The sequence below is a fragment of the Sphingomonas sp. P3_C5 genome, assembly GCF_056402635.1.
The window spans coordinates 365,540-384,132 of the sequence record NZ_JBFUHA010000005.1 but is presented as its reverse complement, the minus strand read 5'-3'; the positions used below and the strand labels follow the sequence as shown (position 1 = coordinate 384,132).

Genomic DNA, 18,593 nt, shown 5'->3' with positions numbered 1-18,593 from the left:
CGAACGCGGGCCGCAATCGCATATGCGCATCGCTGGCACTCACTTCGGGTGAGTGCTAACAACGATTCACGAACACCATCAGAAGGGACAAGCGCGCATGAATTTTCGTCCGTTGCACGACCGCGTCCTCGTTCGCCGGGTAGAGGCGGAAGAGAAGACTGCAGGCGGGATCATCATCCCGGAAACCGCCAAGGAAAAGCCGCAGGAAGGCGAAGTCGTCGCCGCCGGCTCGGGCGCCCGCGCCGATGACGGCTCGATCACCCCGCTGGACGTCAAGGCCGGCGACAAGATCCTGTTCGGCAAATGGTCCGGCACCGAGGTGAAGATCGACGGTGAAGACCTGCTGATCATGAAGGAATCCGACATCCTTGGGATTGTTGGCTGACGCCAACGGGCTCGGGCATCGTTGCCTAAGCCAGCCCCGAGAACGATTTCTCTCAACCCATTCTATTTCAAGGAATAAACAACATGGCAGCGAAAGACGTCAAGTTTTCGCGTGACGCGCGTGAGCGCATTCTCCGCGGTGTCGACATTCTCGCCGACGCAGTGAAGGTCACGCTTGGCCCCAAGGGCCGCAACGTCGTGATCGACAAGTCGTACGGCGCGCCGCGCATCACCAAGGACGGCGTTACCGTCGCCAAGGAGATCGAGCTCAAGGACAAGTTCGAGAACATGGGTGCGCAGATGCTGCGCGAAGTGGCCTCGAAGACCAACGACGTCGCCGGCGACGGCACCACCACCGCGACCGTTCTCGCTCAGGCGATCGTTCGCGAGGGCATGAAGTCGGTTGCCGCCGGCATGAACCCGATGGATCTGAAGCGCGGCATCGATCTCGCCGTCATCAAGGTCGTCGAGGACCTCAAGGCGCGTTCCAAGCCGGTCGCCGGCACCAAGGAAATCGCCCAGGTCGGCATCATCTCGGCAAACGGCGACACCGTCGTCGGCGAGAAGATCGCTGAAGCGATGGAGCGCGTCGGCAAGGAAGGCGTGATCACCGTCGAGGAAGCCAAGGGTCTCGAGTTCGAGCTCGATGTCGTCGAAGGCATGCAGTTCGACCGCGGCTATCTCTCGCCCTACTTCATCACCAATCCGGAGAAGATGTCGGTCGAGCTCAACGATCCGTACATCCTGATCCACGAGAAGAAGCTGTCGAACCTGCAGGCGATGCTCCCGATCCTGGAAGCCGTCGTTCAGTCGGGCCGTCCGCTCCTGATCATCGCCGAGGACATCGAGGGCGAGGCTCTGGCCACGCTCGTCGTCAACAAGCTGCGCGGCGGCCTCAAGGTCGCAGCCGTCAAGGCGCCTGGCTTCGGCGATCGCCGCAAGGCGATGCTCGAGGACATCGCGATCCTGACCAAGGGCGAGATGATCTCCGAGGATCTCGGCATCAAGCTCGAGAGCGTCACGATCGGCATGCTCGGCACCGCCAAGCGCGTCACGATCGACAAGGACAACACCACCATCGTCGATGGTGCTGGCGACCATGAAGCGATCAAGGGCCGCACCGATGCGATCCGTCAGCAGATCGAGAACACCACCAGCGATTACGACAAGGAGAAGCTCCAGGAGCGTCTTGCCAAGCTCGCCGGCGGCGTTGCCGTGATCAAGGTTGGCGGTTCGACCGAGGTTGAAGTCAAGGAGCGCAAGGACCGCGTCGACGACGCTCTCCACGCAACCCGCGCAGCAGTCGAAGAGGGCATCGTCCCCGGCGGCGGCACGGCTCTCCTCTATGCCACCAAGGCACTTGAGGGCATGAAGGGCGCGAACGACGACCAGACCCGCGGCATCGATATCGTCCGTAAGGCGCTCTACGCGCCGGTTCGCCAGATTGCGGCGAATGCGGGCCATGACGGTGCGGTCATCTCGGGCAAGCTGCTCGACGGCAACGATCCGACGCTCGGCTTCAATGCGCAGACCGACCAGTATGAGAACCTCGTCGAGAGCGGCGTGATCGACCCGACCAAGGTCGTCCGCACCGCCCTCCAGGACGCGGCCTCGGTCTCGGGCCTGCTCATCACGACCGAAGCGGCCGTGTCCGAGCTGCCGGAAGACAAGCCCGCCATGCCCATGGGCGGCGGCGGCGGCATGGGCGGCATGGGCGGAATGGATTTTTGATTTCGGACGGGAGCAGCGAAAGCTGCTCCCGACACGAAATCAAAACGGACGGCGGGTCGGCGGCAATCCGCCGAACCCGTCCGACGAAAGCGCGGGCTTTGCCCGCGCCGGAATTCCAGACCTACTCAGCCAACAAGCTGGAACATCGAAAGGCCGGGGGAGCGATCCCCCGGCCCTTTGTTTGTTGAACCCATCGCGGTATATCGGGGCGAACGAGGTGCCGGTGCGACACAATCCGCTCTATCAGCCCATTACAGTCGATCAGTTCTTCTCGATCGATTTCGGCACGGACCGCAAATTCGAGCTGGTCGATGGCGTCATCCAGATGGTGGCCGACCACACGTCAGCACGCGCGCGGGTCGCCGCGAATATCCTCAGTTTTCTCGGCCAGAAACTTCGCGGGACAGGGTGTCGTCCGTACAGTTCGACTTTGGGCGTGCGGGTGGACGAGACCAATCTCTGCTATCCGGATATCAGCGTTTATGGCGATAATCCGGGCTCTTCTGATAACGATTCCGCTCGCGTGCTGAACAATCCGATCGCTATTTTTGAGGCCCTGCCGACATCCAGCAGCAAGGAAAGTCCGAGCAGGAAAGTCGCGGAATATCGTCAGCTGGAGTCAGTGGACACAATCGTGTTCATCGATCCGCACAATGAATTGACCCGGGTCCTCCAACGGCTAGGGCCAGGTTCATGGCGCAACGACATGTTCGCGCAGCATGACATCGAACTCCCGGCGCTCGGAATCGTCATCCCGCACGCCGAAATCTTCGCCCGCGACTGAACAGGAATACCGCGATGAAGCTCTATTACACCCCCGGCGCCTGCAGCCTGGCCGACCATATCGCGCTCCACGAGGCTGGCCTCTCTTTCGACTGCGAGAAGGTCGATCTCCGAGCCAAGACGACCGAGACCGGTGCGGATTATTGGCAGATCAATCCCAAGGGCTATGTCCCGGCGCTGACGCTCGACAGCGGCGAGACCCTTTCCGAGAATATCGCGATCCTCGACTGGATTGCCGGGCAGGCGCCGCAACTCGCGCCGGGCGGCGCGATGGGGCACACGCATCTGCTCGAGGCGCTGGCCTATATCTCGACCGAGCTCCACAAGAACTACAAGCCGTTCTTCGCCGGCGGTAGCGACGAGGACAAGGCCAGGGCCGGCGAGATCATCACCAAACGTCTGCAGTATCTCGCGGACACCATGGCAGGCGATTATCTGTTCGGCGCCGATATGAGCGTGGCCGACTCCTATCTGTTCGTCATGCTGCTCTGGGCACGCAAGAACGGCATCACCATTCCCGAGGCGCTTGGGCCGTTCCTCGCCCGCATGATGGCGCGCCCGGCGGTGAAGACCGCAATGACGCATGAGGGACTGATCTGAGCCGGCTCGAACGCCGGCAATGATGCCGACCGCAACCTGGCCGCGCTGGCCGGCCAGCTTCCCCCGCGCGCCCAAGTCCCCGCTCGCCCGCCGCCTGCTCTTCTGGGTCGTCCCCTGGCTGGTGCTGAGCCTGACGATCTTCGCGAGCTGGCTATACCTCGCCGTACTCGATCCGACCCGCGTCGGCTGGCTCCTCGATGGCAATGATCACGGCCAGGGAGCGATCGGCCTCGCCGCCTATCTGCGCGCGCCGCCGCCCTGGCCGTCGCTCCATTCCTCGATGCTGATGGCGCCGCAGGGCCTGTCGGTCGCGCTGACCGACAGCAATCCGCTGCTCGCCTTGCTGCTCCGTCCCTTTGCCGCGATCCTGCCGGTCGGCATCCAGTATTTCGGCCTGTGGCTGTTCGCCTGCATCCTCCTCCACACCGGTTTCGCCGCAGCGCTGGTGCGCCGTTACGCACCCAACCCGCTGACGACCTGGATCGGCGCCGCGCTGCTGACTCTGATGCCGGTGCTGCTCGCCCGCTTCGGCCATGTGAATCTCTGCGCCCAGTGGCTGATCCTCTGGGCATTGTGGATCTTCATCGATGACAGGCGGTCGCGGATGCCCGGCTGGTGGGTCGCGATCATCGTCACCGCGGCACTCATCCACCCTTATCTGCTGGTGATGGTCGCTGCCATCTGGGCAAGCGCGATGCTCCGCCAGGTCGTGCAGGCACCGGACATGAAGGCACGCTTCGCGATGATCAGCGACGTCGCCATGGTCGTGGCGCCAATGCTGATCATCCCGCAATTGCTCGGGCTGGTGGGTGAGCCGGTCATGGCGACCGGCTCCTATGGCGGCTTCGCGATGTCGCTCGACGGGCTGTGGAACCCGAACGAGCCCGTCTATTCCGCGCTCATCCCGGCAAAGTCGCTCGATCATTCGCAGGGGCTGGAGGGGATGAACTATCTCGGCGCCGGCCTGCTCGCGCTCGCGCTGGTGGCTTTGGTCTGGCGACTGCGCCACCGCACCGCGCGACCGGACGCCCCATCGCTCCGCTGGTCGATCTGGCTGGTGCCGGCATTCGCCGCGATTACCATCATCGCGGTGATGCCGCATCTCATCTGGCGCGGTCAGATCATCGCGACCCTGCCCATGCCCGACCTGATGCCAAAGCTGCTCGATCCGATCCGCGCCGCTGGCCGCATGTTCTGGCCGGTCGATTATGTCATCGCGCTCGTCGCCATCGCCATCGTCTGCCGGATGCGCTTCGGCATTTTCGTGCTCGGCGCGGCGCTCCTGCTCCAGATCGTCGATCTCGCGCCGCTGTTCGCCTATTCGCGAGGAAGCTCGGTCGCAGCCAACGACCCGCGTGCCTATCGCCGCACGGTCGATCCGCGCTGGGACGCGCTGATCGCCAGCGCCGACATGATCGAGTTCGAGCCACCCCAGCCCTATCGCGACCTCGCGCTGCTCGAGGAGATCACCTGGCGCGCGGTCGTCGCCGGCCGGCCGGTGCGCTATTTCTACGCCTCGCGCGAACCCGTTGCCGTCAAGCACCGCCTCGAGGCCGACAGTTTCGCCTTCGCCACCGGCCAGCGCGATCCGCGCCGCCTCTACGTCCTGCTCGACGGCTGGGCACCGCCGAGCCTCGCCGGCCGGGTAACGAAAATCGACGGCGTCTCGATCATCGCGCCGGGTGGGGCCAATGACTTGAGGCAGAAGTGACCTAGAATCCTGACACACCCCCTTCCCCCGGAGCGGGAAGCGCGACACTATGCTGGCATAACCGCCTTTGGGGAATCACATGACCGACCTCACGCGCCGCGAGACGATCGCAGCCGCAGCCACGCTTGCCACGCTCGCCACGGCAATGCCCGCCTGGGCTCAGGACAAGGCGACCGCCGCCGATGTTGCCGCCTGGGATCTGAGCGACCTTTATCCGAACGACGCCGCCTGGGATGCGGCGCGCAAGAAGATGCTCGCCGATATTCCGGGCCTGCTGAAATACAAGGGCACACTCGGCACCAGCGCAGACGCGCTCGCCGCCGCCCTCGTCGCGCAGTCCGATCTCGGCCGCACCGCCGGCCGCATCTACACCTATATCAGCCTCAAGGCCGATGAGGATGTGCGCGTCGCCGACAGCCAGGAGAAGCAGGCCCAGGCGATCGACATGTACACCGCGTTCGGCGAGGCCACCTCCTGGGTCGCGCCCGAATTGCTCGCGCTCGGCGCCGCGAAGATCGACGGCTTCGTCGCCTCGAACCAGATCCTCAAGACGCGCTTCGATTTCTACCTCGCCGATATCGTCCGCCAGGCCGAGCACACCCTGTCGCCCGAAGGCGAGATATTGCTCGCGGGGACGGGAGCGCCCTTTGCCGGCGCACGCGACATTCGCGAGCAGCTCGTCGCCTCCGACATTCCCTGGCCGACCGTCACGCTGTCGACCGGCAAGAAGGTCAGGCTCGACGATCAGGCCTATACGCTAAACCGCGATGCCCCCAACCGCGCTGACCGCAAGCTCGTCTTCGACACGTTCTGGGCTGAATATGGTGCGTTCAAAAGCTCGCTCGGCGCCGCCTATCTCAGCCATGTGAAAGCCGACATCTTCCGCAAGAAAGCGCGGAAATATCCGACCTCGCTCGCCATGTATCTGTCGGGCAACAATGTGCCGGAAGGCGTGTACCGCACGCTGGTCGCCGAAACCAACACCGGCCTGCCCGAGCTCCACCGTTATTTCGAGCTGCGTCGCAAGATGCTCAAGCTGCCCGACATGGCCTATTACGACATCTATCCGCCGTTGGTTCAGCTCGACAAGAAAGTGACGGTGCCCGAGATGCGCCCGATCGTGATCGAGGCGCTGAAGCCGCTCGGCCCGGAATATGGCGCGATGTTCGCCAAGGCGTCCGCCGGCAAATGGATGGACCCGCTGCCGCGCCCGGGCAAGAAATCAGGCGCCTATATGAATCCCGGCGCCGCCTATGACGTCCACCCCTATCTGCTGCTCAATCTCGGCGAGAATTACGACGGGATGACGACCTATGCGCATGAATGGGGCCATGCGATGCACACTTTGCTGGCGAACAAGAACCAGCTTTACGACAAGTCGGATTATCCGATCTTCCTCGCCGAGATCGCCTCGACCTGCAACGAGCAGCTCCTCGCCGCCTATATGGTCAAGCAGGCCAAGTCGAAGGAGGAGAAGCTCTTCTATCTCGGCCAGCAGCTCGAGGCGATGCGCGGCACTTTCTACCGCCAGGCGATGTTCGCTGAGTTCGAGCTCGAAGTGCATGACAAGGCGGAAGCCGGCGACGGCCTGTCAGGCGAGAAGCTGACGGCGATCTATCTCGATCTGCTCAAGCGCTATCATGGGCCAAAGGTCGCGATCGACCCGGCCTATGCGGCTGAATGGGCCTATATCCCGCATTTCTACACCAGCTTCTATGTCTACCAATATGCGACCTGCATCTCGGCCGCGTCCTATTTCGCCCGCGCGATCCTGAAGGGCGGCGCGAAGGAGCGCGACAATTACCTGACCGTGCTCAAGGCGGGCGGCTCGGACTATCCGGTCGAAATCCTGAAGCGCGCTGGCCTCGATATGGCGGGCCCCGCGCCATACCAGGCGATCATCGCGACCTTCAGGGACACGCTCGACCAGGCGGAAGCGCTGATGGGGTGACCGCGCCCTAACTCCACCGTCACCCCGGACTTGTTCCGGGGTCCATGGCTCCGCGCACACAACGCTTGAAGCTCTTGCGGAAACATGGATGCCGGAACCAGTCCGGCATGACGGTGGGGGACTGGGTCGGCCTAAGCCGGTCGGTACAGCATCGCCACATCGCACCGCTCATAACGCGCGCCATTCTCGCGCATCACGCCATCGTCGTGCACGAAGCCGAGCTTCTCGTAGAGATGAATGGCGGCCGCGCTCTTGCGGTTGCTGAGCAGATACATCGTCTCGGCCCCCATGTCCGCCGCGCGGGCGATCATCGCGCGGAGCAGGAACTCCCCGGCCTTGCGCCCTCGCGCAGATGCCAGCACGCCCATCTTGGTCAGTTCGAACCGCGCAGGGCCGGTCTTCTGCAGCGCGCAGGTGCCGACCACGCCCAGCCCCTCCGCCGCGACGAACAGGATGTCGCCACCCGCATCGATGATCCGCTCGCGCGGATTTTCGAGCACGTCGCGGTCGGTCTGCTCGAGCTTGTACATCGCCTCAATCCACTCGGCATTGATGTCGTGAAAATGATGCGCCAGCGAATCGTCATAGCGCAGGATCGTCAGGCCGAGATCGGCGGCACGCCGATCCAGCGGCTTTTCGTCCAGCGCGCGCTCGATCGCCGCGATCTGCGTGAGCAGCGGTCCCGACAAAGGCTCGCACATCGCGGCCACCGCCATGTCGATGCGGGGCCAGACCTCGCGCTTGGAAATGTCCATCGCCGTCTCGCCGGCTATAGTCAGAGAGACCTTCTTCTGCCGTTGGTCACGGCCTTCCCGCTTCATCTCGACAAGGCCGAGCTCGACCAGGCGCGCGACATTGCGGGTAACGCCCGGCTGGCTGATGGCGAGCGCGTCCGCGATTTCCCCCACCGTGAGAGCACCGCGCCGTGCGACCACGGCGAGGATCGGATATTGGCTGGGCTGGATCGGAAGGCCGGACTGAGTGGCCACGCACAGGACCTCGCTCTGCATCCGCTCGGCCAGGCGTTTCAGCCGCGTCCCGAGAAAGAGATGCCCGAGTTCAGCTACGATATCGCCCGCCACTGCCTGCCTCCATCGATCTACATACCGCGTTATATAACACGGTATGAATGATGCAAGCGCTGTCCGTCGGGGCGAATTATGTCACACAGGCACGAAAGCTCGCCCGGAAAATGGCCGCCCAAGAGATTGATATAATTTCGCTAATTTTTTAGGCCGTGAGAAAAAGGGGGCCTAGGGGTGTGACATAATTCGCCAACAGGAAAGCGCCCTACCCCTTCATCGCCTCGATCAGTTTCTTGACCTCCTGGCTGCGGCCGCGCGGCAAGATCAGCACATCATTGCCGCTCGCCACCACGATCAGGTCCTCCACCCCGACCGTCGCAATGCGGATGCCGTCGGACCGGATCAGGCAGTTCACCGTGTCGATCGCGATCACCTCGCCGTGATGGGCATTGCCGTCGTCATCCACGTCGCTGATCCCGTGCAGCGCATCCCAGCTGCCGACATCGCTCCAGCCCATATCCACAGGCACCACCGCGACATGGTCGGCCTTTTCCATCACAGCGACGTCGATTGATTCGGCGGGCGACGCGGCAAAGGCGTCCATGTCCGGAAACACCCGCCGATTTTCGGTCCGCGCCTTCTCCATCGCCTGCCGGCAGGCGACGAGCATCTCGGGCGCATGCGCCGCAAGGGCACCGAGATAGATATCGGCGCGGAACAGGAAGATGCCGCCATTCCAGGCATGGTCGCCGGCCGCGAGCATTGCCTCGGCCCGGTCGCGCGGCGGCTTCTCGACGAATTTGGCGACGCGGTGGACGCCGTTCGATATCTCGGCCCCGATATGGATCCAGCCATAGCCAGTCTCGGGCGCATGCGGATCGATCCCGAAGGTGACGAGCCAGCCCTCGGCGACCAGCGGCATCGCGGCATGGATGGCATCGTGAAACGCGGAAACATCAGTGATGACATGGTCGGACGGCATCACCAGCAGCGCATCGGAGCCACCGCCCGCCGCAATCGCGGCAAGCGCGATCGCCGGCGCGGTGTTGCGGCCCATCGGCTCGAGTATCAGTGCCTGCGCCGAGGCCTCGACCGCCGCCAGTTGCTCCTCGACCATGTCGGCATGCCGCGCATTGGCGACGACGATCGGTGCGGCGAAGCGCTCGCCAACCGCACGCTTGGCGGTCAGCTGGAGCATGGTTTCCTCGGCGGTCAGCGCCAGCATCTGTTTGGGCCGTTCGGGCGTCGACATCGGCCATAGACGCGTGCCCGATCCGCCCGACAGGATGACAGGGATGATCGGCTTGGAAAGCGGCATGCATAACCTCCTGTGATGGACCATCTCTAGGGGACGAGTGGCGGCATAGAAACCGTCAAAGGATCATTCCGCTCCACGAAGTTCAACCTTCACCCGCGTTCAACCTTTTTTTGTCAATTTCTGCGACAGCCGCCCGGCATGTCGGGAATGTTTACACATGGCCGCTAAGGGCTGAGCTACGATGGTCAGGCTGTTCAAACATTATATTCCGAATGCCGTGCTCCTGCTCGGACTGTTCGATCTCATCCTGCTCCTTGTCGCGGGCGAGTTCGGCTGGACGACGCGCGCACACCAGATCGGCATGGCCATCCCGCCGACCTCGACCCGAATCCCCCAATTGCTGACCTTCGCCGCGACGATCGAGCTCGCGATGATCTCGGTCGGGGTCTATGGCGCCGCGTCGCTCCAGTCGCTGCGCCATGCAACCGCCCGCCTCGTGGTCGCGATCTCGCTCGGCGTGATCTTCCTCAGCGCGATCCTGTTCATCATGCCGGGCATCGCCTTGTGGCGCTCAAACCTGCTCTATTCGATGGGCATCGCGGTCGCCTTGCTGATCGTCCTGCGCATCCTGCTCGGCAAGACGCTGGGCGGCCAGGTGTTCAAGCGCCGCGTGGTCGTGCTCGGTGCAGGCGCCCGCGCCGCGCGACTGAAGGCGCTTGCATCGACTCCAGGCGCCGGCTTCGTCGTGGTCGGCTACGTCTCGATGAGCGAATCCGCCCGCGTCATCCCCGAGGCGATCGCGCGTGACGCGATCTACAATCTTGCTGACCATGTCGTGCTGCTCAACGCCAGCGAAGTGGTGCTCGCGCTCGAAGAACGCCGCAACGCGCTTCCCCTCAAGGATCTGCTGCGGATCAAGACTACCGGCGTCCATGTCAACGAGATATCGAGCTTCCTCGAGCGCGAAACCGGCCGCGTCGACCTGCAGAGCGTCAATCCGAGCTGGCTGATCTTCTCGGACGGCTTCTCGTCCGGCCGAATGCTGTCGAGCCTGTTCAAGCGGCTGTTCGACATCACCGCCAGCCTCGCCCTGCTGACTATCACTTTGCCGCTGATCCTGATCACCGCGCTCGCGGTAAAGCTCGAAAGCAAGGGCCCGGCCTTTTACCGCCAGCGCCGGGTCGGCCTGTACGGCGTCGGCTTCGACGTGATCAAACTGCGCTCGATGCGGCAGGATGCCGAAGTCGACGGCAAGGCGGTCTGGGCCGAGAAGGACGATCCGCGCATCACCCGGATCGGCCGGATCATCCGCAAATGCCGCATCGACGAGCTGCCCCAGACCTGGTCGGTTCTGAAGGGCGAGATGAGCTTTGTCGGCCCGCGCCCCGAGCGCCCGCAATTCGTCGAGGATCTCGAGCAGCAGCTCAATTATTACGCCGAGCGCCATATGGTGAAGCCGGGCATCACCGGCTGGGCGCAGATCAACTATCCCTATGGCGCCTCGATCGACGATTCGCGCCAGAAGCTCGAATATGATCTCTATTACGCCAAGAATTATTCGCCCTTTCTCGACCTGCTGATCCTCCTCCAGACGATCCGCGTCGTACTGTGGCCGGAAGGGGCGCGCTGAGGCGATGCAGGGGACCATCATCCTCTGGAGCCACGCGCTGGTTGCCCTGCTCTTCGCCGGCGTCGCGCTGACCCGGCTGCACGAGGCCGGCACCGCCTTGCCGCGGCTCACCTTCGTCGTCGCGCTCGGCGTCACCGCGCTCTGGGCCCTGGCCGTAGCCGGGATCGGCGCCACTGATCTCGTAACCCATGTCGCCGAAAGCGCCCGAGACCTTGCCTGGCTCGGCTTCATGTTCGCGCTCGTCCGCCGCGACCGCGACGCGCCCGAAACCCGGGCAGTCGCGATCATCTACGGCGTCGTCGGGGTGATCGTCATCGCCGGCGCCGGCCTCGCCGTAGCCGAGGGCACGATCCACCATAGCAGCGTGCCCGCGCTCGCGACCGTCAGCGTGTTGTTGCGGACCATGGTCGCGATCAGCGCGCTCGTACTGGTCAACCATCTCTATTCAGCGGTCGTGCCCAATGATCGTGGTGGTATCCGGCTCGCCGTGATCGGGCTTGCGGCGATGTGGAGCATCGATCTGCTGCTCTACGCGACTGCCTATCTGATCGGGAACCCGCCGACTGCGCTCATCGCCGGGCGCGGCATCGTCATGGCGTTCGCCGCCCCGATCTTCGCGGTCGCGGTGCAGCGCAACGGCGACTGGACGCTGCGGCTCTCACGCACGGTCGCCTGGCAGACCGTCTCCTTCGCCGCGACCCTGCTCTACGCAGTCGCCATGCTCGCCGGGACAAGCGCGATCGCTGCCTTTGGCGGCGGCAGCGCGCGCGTACTGCAGACCGCGTTCGTGTTCGGATCGACCGCTGCGGTGCTGACCGTGCTGTCCTCTCCCTGGCTGCGCGCCTGGGCAAAGGTGAAGCTCGCCAAGCATTTCTTCAGCCACCGCTATGATTACCGCGCTGAATGGACTCGCTTCACCGATACGCTCGGCAAGCCGGGCGAAGGCGCCGCGCCGCTCGATGAGCGGATCGTGAAAGCGGTCGCCGACCTGACCGATTCGCCCGCAGGCCTGTTGCTGGTGCCGGATGGCCCCGGGCTCGGCATCGGCGCGAGCTGGAACTGGGCACGAGAAGGCCTGCCGCAATCAGGCAGCGACGAGACGCTCCCCGCCTATCTCGGCCAGACCGGCCGGATCGTCGAGCTCGATGCAGTGCGCGGCGAAAAGACCAGCGCCGAGGAAATCGCGGTGGTTCCCCTGTGGATGGCCAACGAGGCCAATGCCTGGGCGCTGGTTCCGCTGGTCCATCTCGACCGGCTGCTCGGCGTGATCCTGCTCGCCCGGCCACCGTTCGACCGCGCGCTCGATTGGGAGGATTTCGACCTGCTCCGCATCGCCGGCCGCCAGGTCGCGAGCTATCTCGCCGAGGCGCGAGCGCAGGAAGCGCTTTCCGACGCCCAGCGCTTCGATGAATTCAACCGCCGCTTCGCTTTCATTATGCACGACATCAAGAATCTGGTGAGCCAATTGACCCTCGTAGCCCGCAATGCCGAACGCCATGCCGAAAATCCGGAGTTTCGCGCCGACATGATCGCGACCCTGCAGGATTCGGCCGGGCGCATGAACGATCTGCTCGCCCGCCTGTCGCAACATAATACCGGCAGGCCCGAGGAGCTGCGCGCGATCGAATTGCTGCCTTTGGTCGAGCGCGTCGCAGCGCGGCGCCAGGGCCAGCACCCGATCGCGGTGGTCTGCGACGCGCGGGCGCTGGCGCTCGCCGATCCGACGCGACTGGAGCAATTGCTCGGCCACCTCGTCCAGAATGCGGTTGAGGCAAGCGCCCCGTCCGAGCCGGTATTGATGGTCGTGATGGACGAGGGAAGTCACATGGCGATCGACGTGATCGACCAGGGCTGCGGCATGACGGCGGCCTTTATCCGCGAGAAGCTGTTCAAGCCCTTCGTCTCCTCCAAGCCCGGCGGCTTCGGCATCGGCGCATTCGAGGCGCGCCAGCTCGCCCAGGCGATGGGCGGCGGCGTCGAGGTGACGAGCCGAGAGGGCGAGGGTACCCGCTTCCGGGTGCTGCTTCCCACCCCCGACCATGTTGTGATGGAGCACGCGGCATGAACGGCGAGATCAAGCCAAAACTGCTGATCATCGAGGATGATCTCGGCCTGCAGCGGCAATTGCGCTGGGCCTATGAGGATTATGACGTGGTCGTCGCCGGCGACCGCGCCTCTGCGCTCGACATGATCCGCGCCGAGGAGCCGGCGGTGGTCACGCTCGATCTCGGCCTGCCACCAGATCCCGACGGCGTGACCGAAGGTTTTGCGACCCTCGAGGCGATCCTCGCGCTCAAGCCCGACACCAAGGTGATCGTCGCCTCCGGCCACGGCGCCCGCACCAGCGCGCTGAAGGCGATCGGCGACGGCGCCTGGGATTTCTATGCCAAGCCGATTGATATCGATGCGCTCGGCCTGATCGTGGCGCGCGCTTTCCATGTCCATGCGCTCGAGGCCGAGAATCGCCGTCTCGCCGAGCGCCAGGACGGTGACACGGCGCTCGGCGGCATGATCACCGCGTCCCCTGAGATGCTCAAGGTCACCCGCACGATCGAGCGCGTCGCCGGCGCTGACGTGTCGGTGATGCTGCTTGGCGCGAGCGGGACCGGCAAGGAGCTGCTCGCCCGCGGGCTGCACGACACCAGCCGGCGCAGCAAGGGCGCCTTCGTTGCGATCAACTGCGCAGCGATCCCCGATACGCTGCTCGAAAGCGAGTTGTTCGGTCATGAAAAGGGCGCCTTCACCGGCGCTGTGAAAACAACCGAAGGCAAGATCGAGCAGGCGCATGGCGGCACTTTGTTCCTCGACGAAGTCGGCGATATCCCGCTGCCCTTGCAGGTGAAGCTGCTCCGCTTCCTGCAGGAGCGGGTGATCGAGCGGATCGGCGGCCGCAAGGCGATCCCGGTCGACACCCGGATCGTCTGCGCAACTCACCAGAATATCGATGCAATGGTCGCCGAGGGCCGTTTCCGCGAGGATCTTTATTACCGGCTCGCCGAGATCGTCGTCCGAATCCCCTCGCTTGCCGAGCGGCCCGGCGATGCCGGCCTGCTCGCCCGCCATTTCCTCAAGAAATATGCGCGGACGATGAACCCGGGCGTCACTGGCCTGTCGCCCGAGGCGCGCACGGCAATCGACGGCTGGGGCTGGCCGGGCAATGTCCGCGAACTCGAAAACCGGATGAAGCGAGCCGTCATCATGGCCGAGGGCAAGCTCGTTACCGCCGCCGATCTCGATCTGCCCGGCGAGGCCGACGATATGCCGCTCAATCTGCGCGCCGCCCGCGAAACCGCCGATCGCAAGGCAATCCGCCACGCACTCGCCCGTGCCGAGGGCAATATCTCGAACACCGCCAAGCTGCTCGGGGTGAGCCGCCCCACGCTGTACGATCTGCTCAAGAGCTATGATCTCCATGCGTAGGTCTCGCGAAGCTTTCTTTCAGGCAAGGCGATGGGTGATCGGAGCGGGAGTTTCGATCCTCTCAGCCGTCCTGCTTGTCCTGGCCGTTACCGCGCCCGCTCACGCGGACGCGGACGCCGCCGATGCCCGCACTGAACTCGCGCAAAGCCTCGGCCTGTTCCAGGCCGGCAATATCAGCGCGGCGCGCCTGCATGCGCAGGCAGCGATCAAGGCCGATCCGGGCTGGGGCCTTGCCCATGCGGTGCTCGCCCGGATCTATCTCGCGCTCGGCGACGGCGTTGCCGCCGAGGGCGAGCTTGGCCGCGCCAAGGATGCCGGCTTCGATATCGAACGCGCGCATCAGCTCTATGCCCATGCCTGGTTGCTTCAGGGCGACCCCAAGCGCGCCGTGACCGAAGCGGCAAAGACGCAACCACGCTTTGCCGGCTATGCCATGCGTGTCACCGCCCGCGCGCTCGCTGCCCAGGGCGATCTGCCCGGCGCCCAGCAGATGCTCGCAAAGTTGCTCGCGGTCGCGCCGAACGACGGCCCGGCCTGGTCCGATCTCGGCCGCGTCCGGTATAATTCAGGCGACATCGCCGGCGCGATCGACGCAGCGACCAGGGCGATCAATCTCGACGCCAACAATATCGAAGCGCTGACCCTGCGCGGCGAGCTGGTGCGCGGCCAATATGGCCTCGTCGCGGCCTTGCCCTGGTTCGAGGCGGCGCTGAAGCACGACGCGTATTATTTTCCCGCGCTGATCGAATATGCCGGCACGCTGGGCGATGCCGGCCGCTATTCCGATATGCTCGAGGCGACCCGCAAGGCGCTCGCCGCCCAGCCAAACAACCCCCAGGCCTATTATCTCCAGGCCGTGCTCGCCGCCCGTGCCGGCAAATATGATCTCGCCCAGTCGCTGATGGAGCGCACCGCCGGCAAGCTCGACGGGCTGCCCGGTGCACTGCTGCTCGGCGGCATGCTCTCCTATCAGGCCGGCGCCTATGAACAGGCGATCGGGCAATGGCGCGGCCTGGTCGGCCGCCAGCCCATGAACATCACTGCGCGCCGGCTGCTCGGGGCTGCGCTGCTCCGCTCGGGCGACGCCAAGGGAGCGCTCGATGCCCTGCGCCCGGTGGCACTGCGCGGCGACGCCGACAGCTACACCCTGTCATTGGTCGGCCGCGCCTTCGAACGCACCGGCGAGCGGGACTGGTCGGGCAAGTTCCTCGATCGCGCTGCGTGGCCCGTGCGCGAGGGATCTGCCCCGTTCGGCACTGATGACAGCCTGCCGGTCCTGACCAGCGCAGCCAACCAGTCGCCCGACGACCCGGTGCTGCGGCTTGGCTATCTGCGGGGCTTGGTCGATGCCGGCGACACCAATGCAGCGCTCGCTCAGGCCCAGAAGCTGGCGAGCGACCGTCCCGGCGCGCCCGCCGCCTGGCTCGCGGTCGGTGATGTGCTGATGGCGATGGGGCGCAACGCCGATGCCGCAGCTGCCTATCGCCGCGCCGCCGATATCCATTTCGACCAGCCGACCATGCTCCGCACCGTCGATGCGCTCGATCGCGCCGGCCACCGCCCGGAAGCATCCAACGTGCTCGCGCTGTTCCTGTCGCAGAACCCGCAGGATATCGCCGGCCAGCGGCTCGCGGCGCATTGGCAAATGGCGAATGACGACTGGGATAGCGCGATCGACACGCTGGAAGGGCTGCGCAGCCAGATCGGCAACCGCGACGCGGCTTTGCTGGCCGAGCTCGCTTATGCCTATATCGGCGATGACGATGCCGATACCGGGCTCGTCTATGCCAAGGCGGCTTACCGCCTTGCCCCGATGAGCCCCGCCGCGACCGATGCCTATGGCTGGGCGCTCTACCAGCTGGGCGAGAACGGCCCCTCGCTGCAACTGCTCGAAAAGGCCGCCTCGATCGCACCCGGACATGCCATGCTGCGCTGGCATCTCGGCCAGGCCTATGCCGATCTCGGCCGCAAACCCGAGGCGGTGGCACAGATCAAGGCAGCGCTCGCCGATCCGGCCTTTGACGATCGCGATGCGGCGACAGCGGCGCTGAAGACGCTGGGAGCCTGATTGCCGGCTTGCCAGAACGACGCGCGGCAGTAACAGGCACAGGCATGACCGACCCGCTTGCCCGCATCGCAGACGCGCTGGACCGCCTCGCGCCGCCCGCGCCTGAGTCGGCCGATCCACGCGCGCATCCGGCCTATATCTGGCGCGGCGACACGCTCGTCGCAGCCCGCGATTTCCGGGCACTCCCGCTTGAGCAACTGCGCGAGATTGACCTGCAAAAAGCGGCCCTGCTCGCCAATCTCGAACGCCTCGCCGCAGGCGCCGCAGCTCATGACGTGCTGCTCTGGGGCGCGCGCGGCACCGGCAAGTCGGCGCTGGTGAAGAGCGCTGTGGCCTCAGTCCAGGCGGCTGGCGGCGATCTCGCGCTGATCGAAGTGGTGACGACCCGCCTCGACACCCTCTCCACGCTGTTCGCCGCGATCGCGCCCGTCCCCCGCGCCTTTATCCTGTTCATCGACGATCTCGGCTTCGACGCTGCCGGCGATGCCCGCGCGCTCCGCTCGATGCTCGAAGGCGGCGCCGAGGCGCGGCCGGCCAATGCGCGGCTGGTCGTCACCTCGAACCGTCGCCATCTCGTGCCGCGCGACATCGCCGAGCAGGAAAGCGCGATCAACCCGCGCGACACGATCGACGACAATCTCGCGCTCGCCGATCGCTTCGGGCTCAGCCTTGGCTTCCACGCGATCGATCAGGACACCTATCTCGCCATCGTGCGCGGATATGCGGACGCGCATGACCTCGCCTTCGATCCGCAGGAGGCGATCGGCTGGGCGACCCGGCGGGGCAGCCGATCGGGCCGCGTTGCCTGGCATTATATCGTCGATCTGGCCGGCAAGAGTGGCCGGTCGCTCATATCAGGCTGATTCGACGCAAATCAGTCTCGTGCTGTCTTGACTCGACCACGGCGCGGCGCTGACTCCACCCGATGACCAATATCGGCGACTTCGATCTTTGCGAACGCTTGTCGCCCGCCCTGCCGATCAGGGTAACTCAGGTCATTGTCGGCCTGTTATGCGTCACCGCGGCTTGGGTCGTCCGGATGATTTTCGACATCATCGCGGGCGGCGCTGCGCCCTTCGCACTGATCTATCCCGCGATCATGCTGGCGACGCTGTTCGCCCGCGCCTTTGCCGGCGCCGTTACCGCGATGATCATGATCCTCTATGTCTGGTATGCTCTCTATCCCATCCAGGGCTCGTTCCGCTTCGAGAACGCAGCGGGCGCGTTCGCGGTCGCCGTCGTTGCGATCACCGCGATCATCACGATCGCGATTGCCGAGATGTTCCGGCGCACGGCGCACAAGGCAACACAGGAACGCGACCGCCAGATCGAGGACCGCGACCTTTTCCTCGCCGAGTTCGACCACCGAATGAAGAATAATTTCGCGATCGTCGCCGGCCTGCTCGACATGCAGAAGCGCCGTGCAAGCGACCCCGCAACGGCGGAAGCGCTCGGGGCAGCGCAAAGGCGGGTCGACAGCATCGCCCGCGCTCATCTCCACCTCTATCGTGGCAGCAACCAGCCCGGCAGGGTCGAGATCCGCGATTATCTCGGCGATCTCTGCGCGGCACTATCCGAATCGCTGTTTCTGAAAGGCGGCATCATCCTCACCTGCGACAGCGACGAGGCGGCTGTCCCGCGCGACCGCGCTGTCTCGATCGGGCTGGTCGTCAACGAACTCGTCACCAACGCCGCGAAGCACGCCTTTCCCGGCCGGGATCTCGGCACCATCACCGTCAGCTTCCGTGCGAAAGAGGATGGCTGGATCCTCGAGGTCGCCGATGACGGCGTCGGCATGGCAACGACGGCCGCCGCACCGAGCCCCGATCACGGCCTGGGCGGTCGCCTCATTGAGGCGTTCGCACGCCAGGCCGGCGGCACGATCTCCACCGCAAGCGATGCCAGCGGCACCCGGGTGACGATGGCGCTCGCGGCCTAACACCCAAATCTCACGGCAAATCACTGCGCCCCTAAGCGAATATTTACCCGTGATCGGCATTCTGCGCACGGCATCGACACAGGCGCGAGTGCC

The 18,593-nt window shown here is 64.9% G+C and carries 14 protein-coding genes; 12 read left to right on the top strand and 2 right to left on the bottom strand.

Translation table 11 applies throughout. The features are described from left to right. Positions 1–97: 97 nt before the first annotated feature. The 6 genes from groES (at position 98) to pepF (ending at position 7,160) form a co-directional block, all read left to right on the top strand. Positions 98–385, top strand: coding sequence for a co-chaperone GroES (groES, locus tag AC1DVS_RS15230; protein ID WP_478024350.1), 288 nt, complete (start codon positions 98–100; stop codon positions 383–385). An 83-nt stretch (positions 386–468) separates the two neighbouring features. Next, positions 469–2,115, top strand: coding sequence for a chaperonin GroEL (gene groL, locus AC1DVS_RS15225; RefSeq protein ID WP_478024349.1), 1,647 nt, complete (start codon positions 469–471; stop codon positions 2,113–2,115). Positions 2,116–2,299: 184 nt separating this feature from the next. Further along, entirely contained in the window at positions 2,300–2,899 is a 600-nt protein-coding gene (locus AC1DVS_RS15220) for a Uma2 family endonuclease (protein WP_478024347.1), read from the top strand. A 14-nt stretch (positions 2,900–2,913) separates the two neighbouring features. Then, positions 2,914–3,498, top strand: a complete 585-nt coding sequence (locus AC1DVS_RS15215) for a glutathione S-transferase N-terminal domain-containing protein (protein ID WP_478024346.1) — start codon at positions 2,914–2,916, stop codon at positions 3,496–3,498. Between the two features lie 19 nt (positions 3,499–3,517). Further along, positions 3,518–5,209: a DUF6311 domain-containing protein gene (locus AC1DVS_RS15210; protein ID WP_478024345.1), complete on the top strand. Its 1,692-nt coding sequence runs from the start codon at positions 3,518–3,520 to the stop codon at positions 5,207–5,209. A 79-nt stretch (positions 5,210–5,288) separates the two neighbouring features. After that, the gene (pepF, locus tag AC1DVS_RS15205) at positions 5,289–7,160 is read left to right on the top strand and encodes an oligoendopeptidase F (protein WP_478024344.1); all 1,872 of its coding nucleotides are present in this window, start codon (positions 5,289–5,291) and stop codon (positions 7,158–7,160) included. Positions 7,161–7,291: 131 nt separating this feature from the next. On the opposite strand, the gene AC1DVS_RS15200 is transcribed toward pepF, so the two are convergent. Then, positions 7,292–8,242 (bottom strand): bifunctional helix-turn-helix transcriptional regulator/GNAT family N-acetyltransferase, encoded by a 951-nt coding sequence (locus tag AC1DVS_RS15200; protein ID WP_478024342.1) that lies wholly within the window; start codon positions 8,240–8,242, stop codon positions 7,292–7,294. A 208-nt stretch (positions 8,243–8,450) separates the two neighbouring features. After that, positions 8,451–9,503 carry a mannose-1-phosphate guanylyltransferase/mannose-6-phosphate isomerase gene (locus AC1DVS_RS15195; RefSeq protein WP_478024341.1) on the bottom strand — a complete coding sequence of 351 codons (1,053 nt, stop codon included), beginning with the start codon at positions 9,501–9,503 and terminating at the stop codon, positions 8,451–8,453. Positions 9,504–9,684: 181 nt separating this feature from the next. On the opposite strand from AC1DVS_RS15195, the gene AC1DVS_RS15190 reads away from it, so the two are divergent. From AC1DVS_RS15190 to AC1DVS_RS15165, 6 genes are all read left to right on the top strand, one after another. Beyond that, positions 9,685–11,073, top strand: a complete 1,389-nt coding sequence (locus AC1DVS_RS15190; RefSeq protein WP_478024339.1) for a TIGR03013 family XrtA/PEP-CTERM system glycosyltransferase — start codon at positions 9,685–9,687, stop codon at positions 11,071–11,073. A 4-nt stretch (positions 11,074–11,077) separates the two neighbouring features. Continuing rightward, entirely contained in the window at positions 11,078–13,138 is a 2,061-nt protein-coding gene (prsK, locus tag AC1DVS_RS15185) for an XrtA/PEP-CTERM system histidine kinase PrsK (RefSeq protein WP_478024337.1), read from the top strand. Continuing rightward, the gene (gene prsR, locus AC1DVS_RS15180) at positions 13,135–14,493 is read left to right on the top strand and encodes a PEP-CTERM-box response regulator transcription factor (RefSeq protein WP_478024336.1); all 1,359 of its coding nucleotides are present in this window, start codon (positions 13,135–13,137) and stop codon (positions 14,491–14,493) included. Before prsK ends, prsR begins: the two co-directional genes overlap by 4 nt. A gap of 34 nt (positions 14,494–14,527) precedes the next feature. After that, positions 14,528–16,561, top strand: coding sequence for a tetratricopeptide repeat protein (locus tag AC1DVS_RS15175; RefSeq protein WP_478024334.1), 2,034 nt, complete (start codon positions 14,528–14,530; stop codon positions 16,559–16,561). 44 nt (positions 16,562–16,605) lie between these two features. After that, positions 16,606–17,424 (top strand): ATP-binding protein, encoded by an 819-nt coding sequence (locus AC1DVS_RS15170; RefSeq protein ID WP_478024332.1) that lies wholly within the window; start codon positions 16,606–16,608, stop codon positions 17,422–17,424. A 62-nt stretch (positions 17,425–17,486) separates the two neighbouring features. Continuing rightward, positions 17,487–18,500, top strand: a complete 1,014-nt coding sequence (locus tag AC1DVS_RS15165; RefSeq protein ID WP_478024331.1) for a sensor histidine kinase — start codon at positions 17,487–17,489, stop codon at positions 18,498–18,500. The last annotated feature ends 93 nt before the right edge of the window (positions 18,501–18,593 follow it).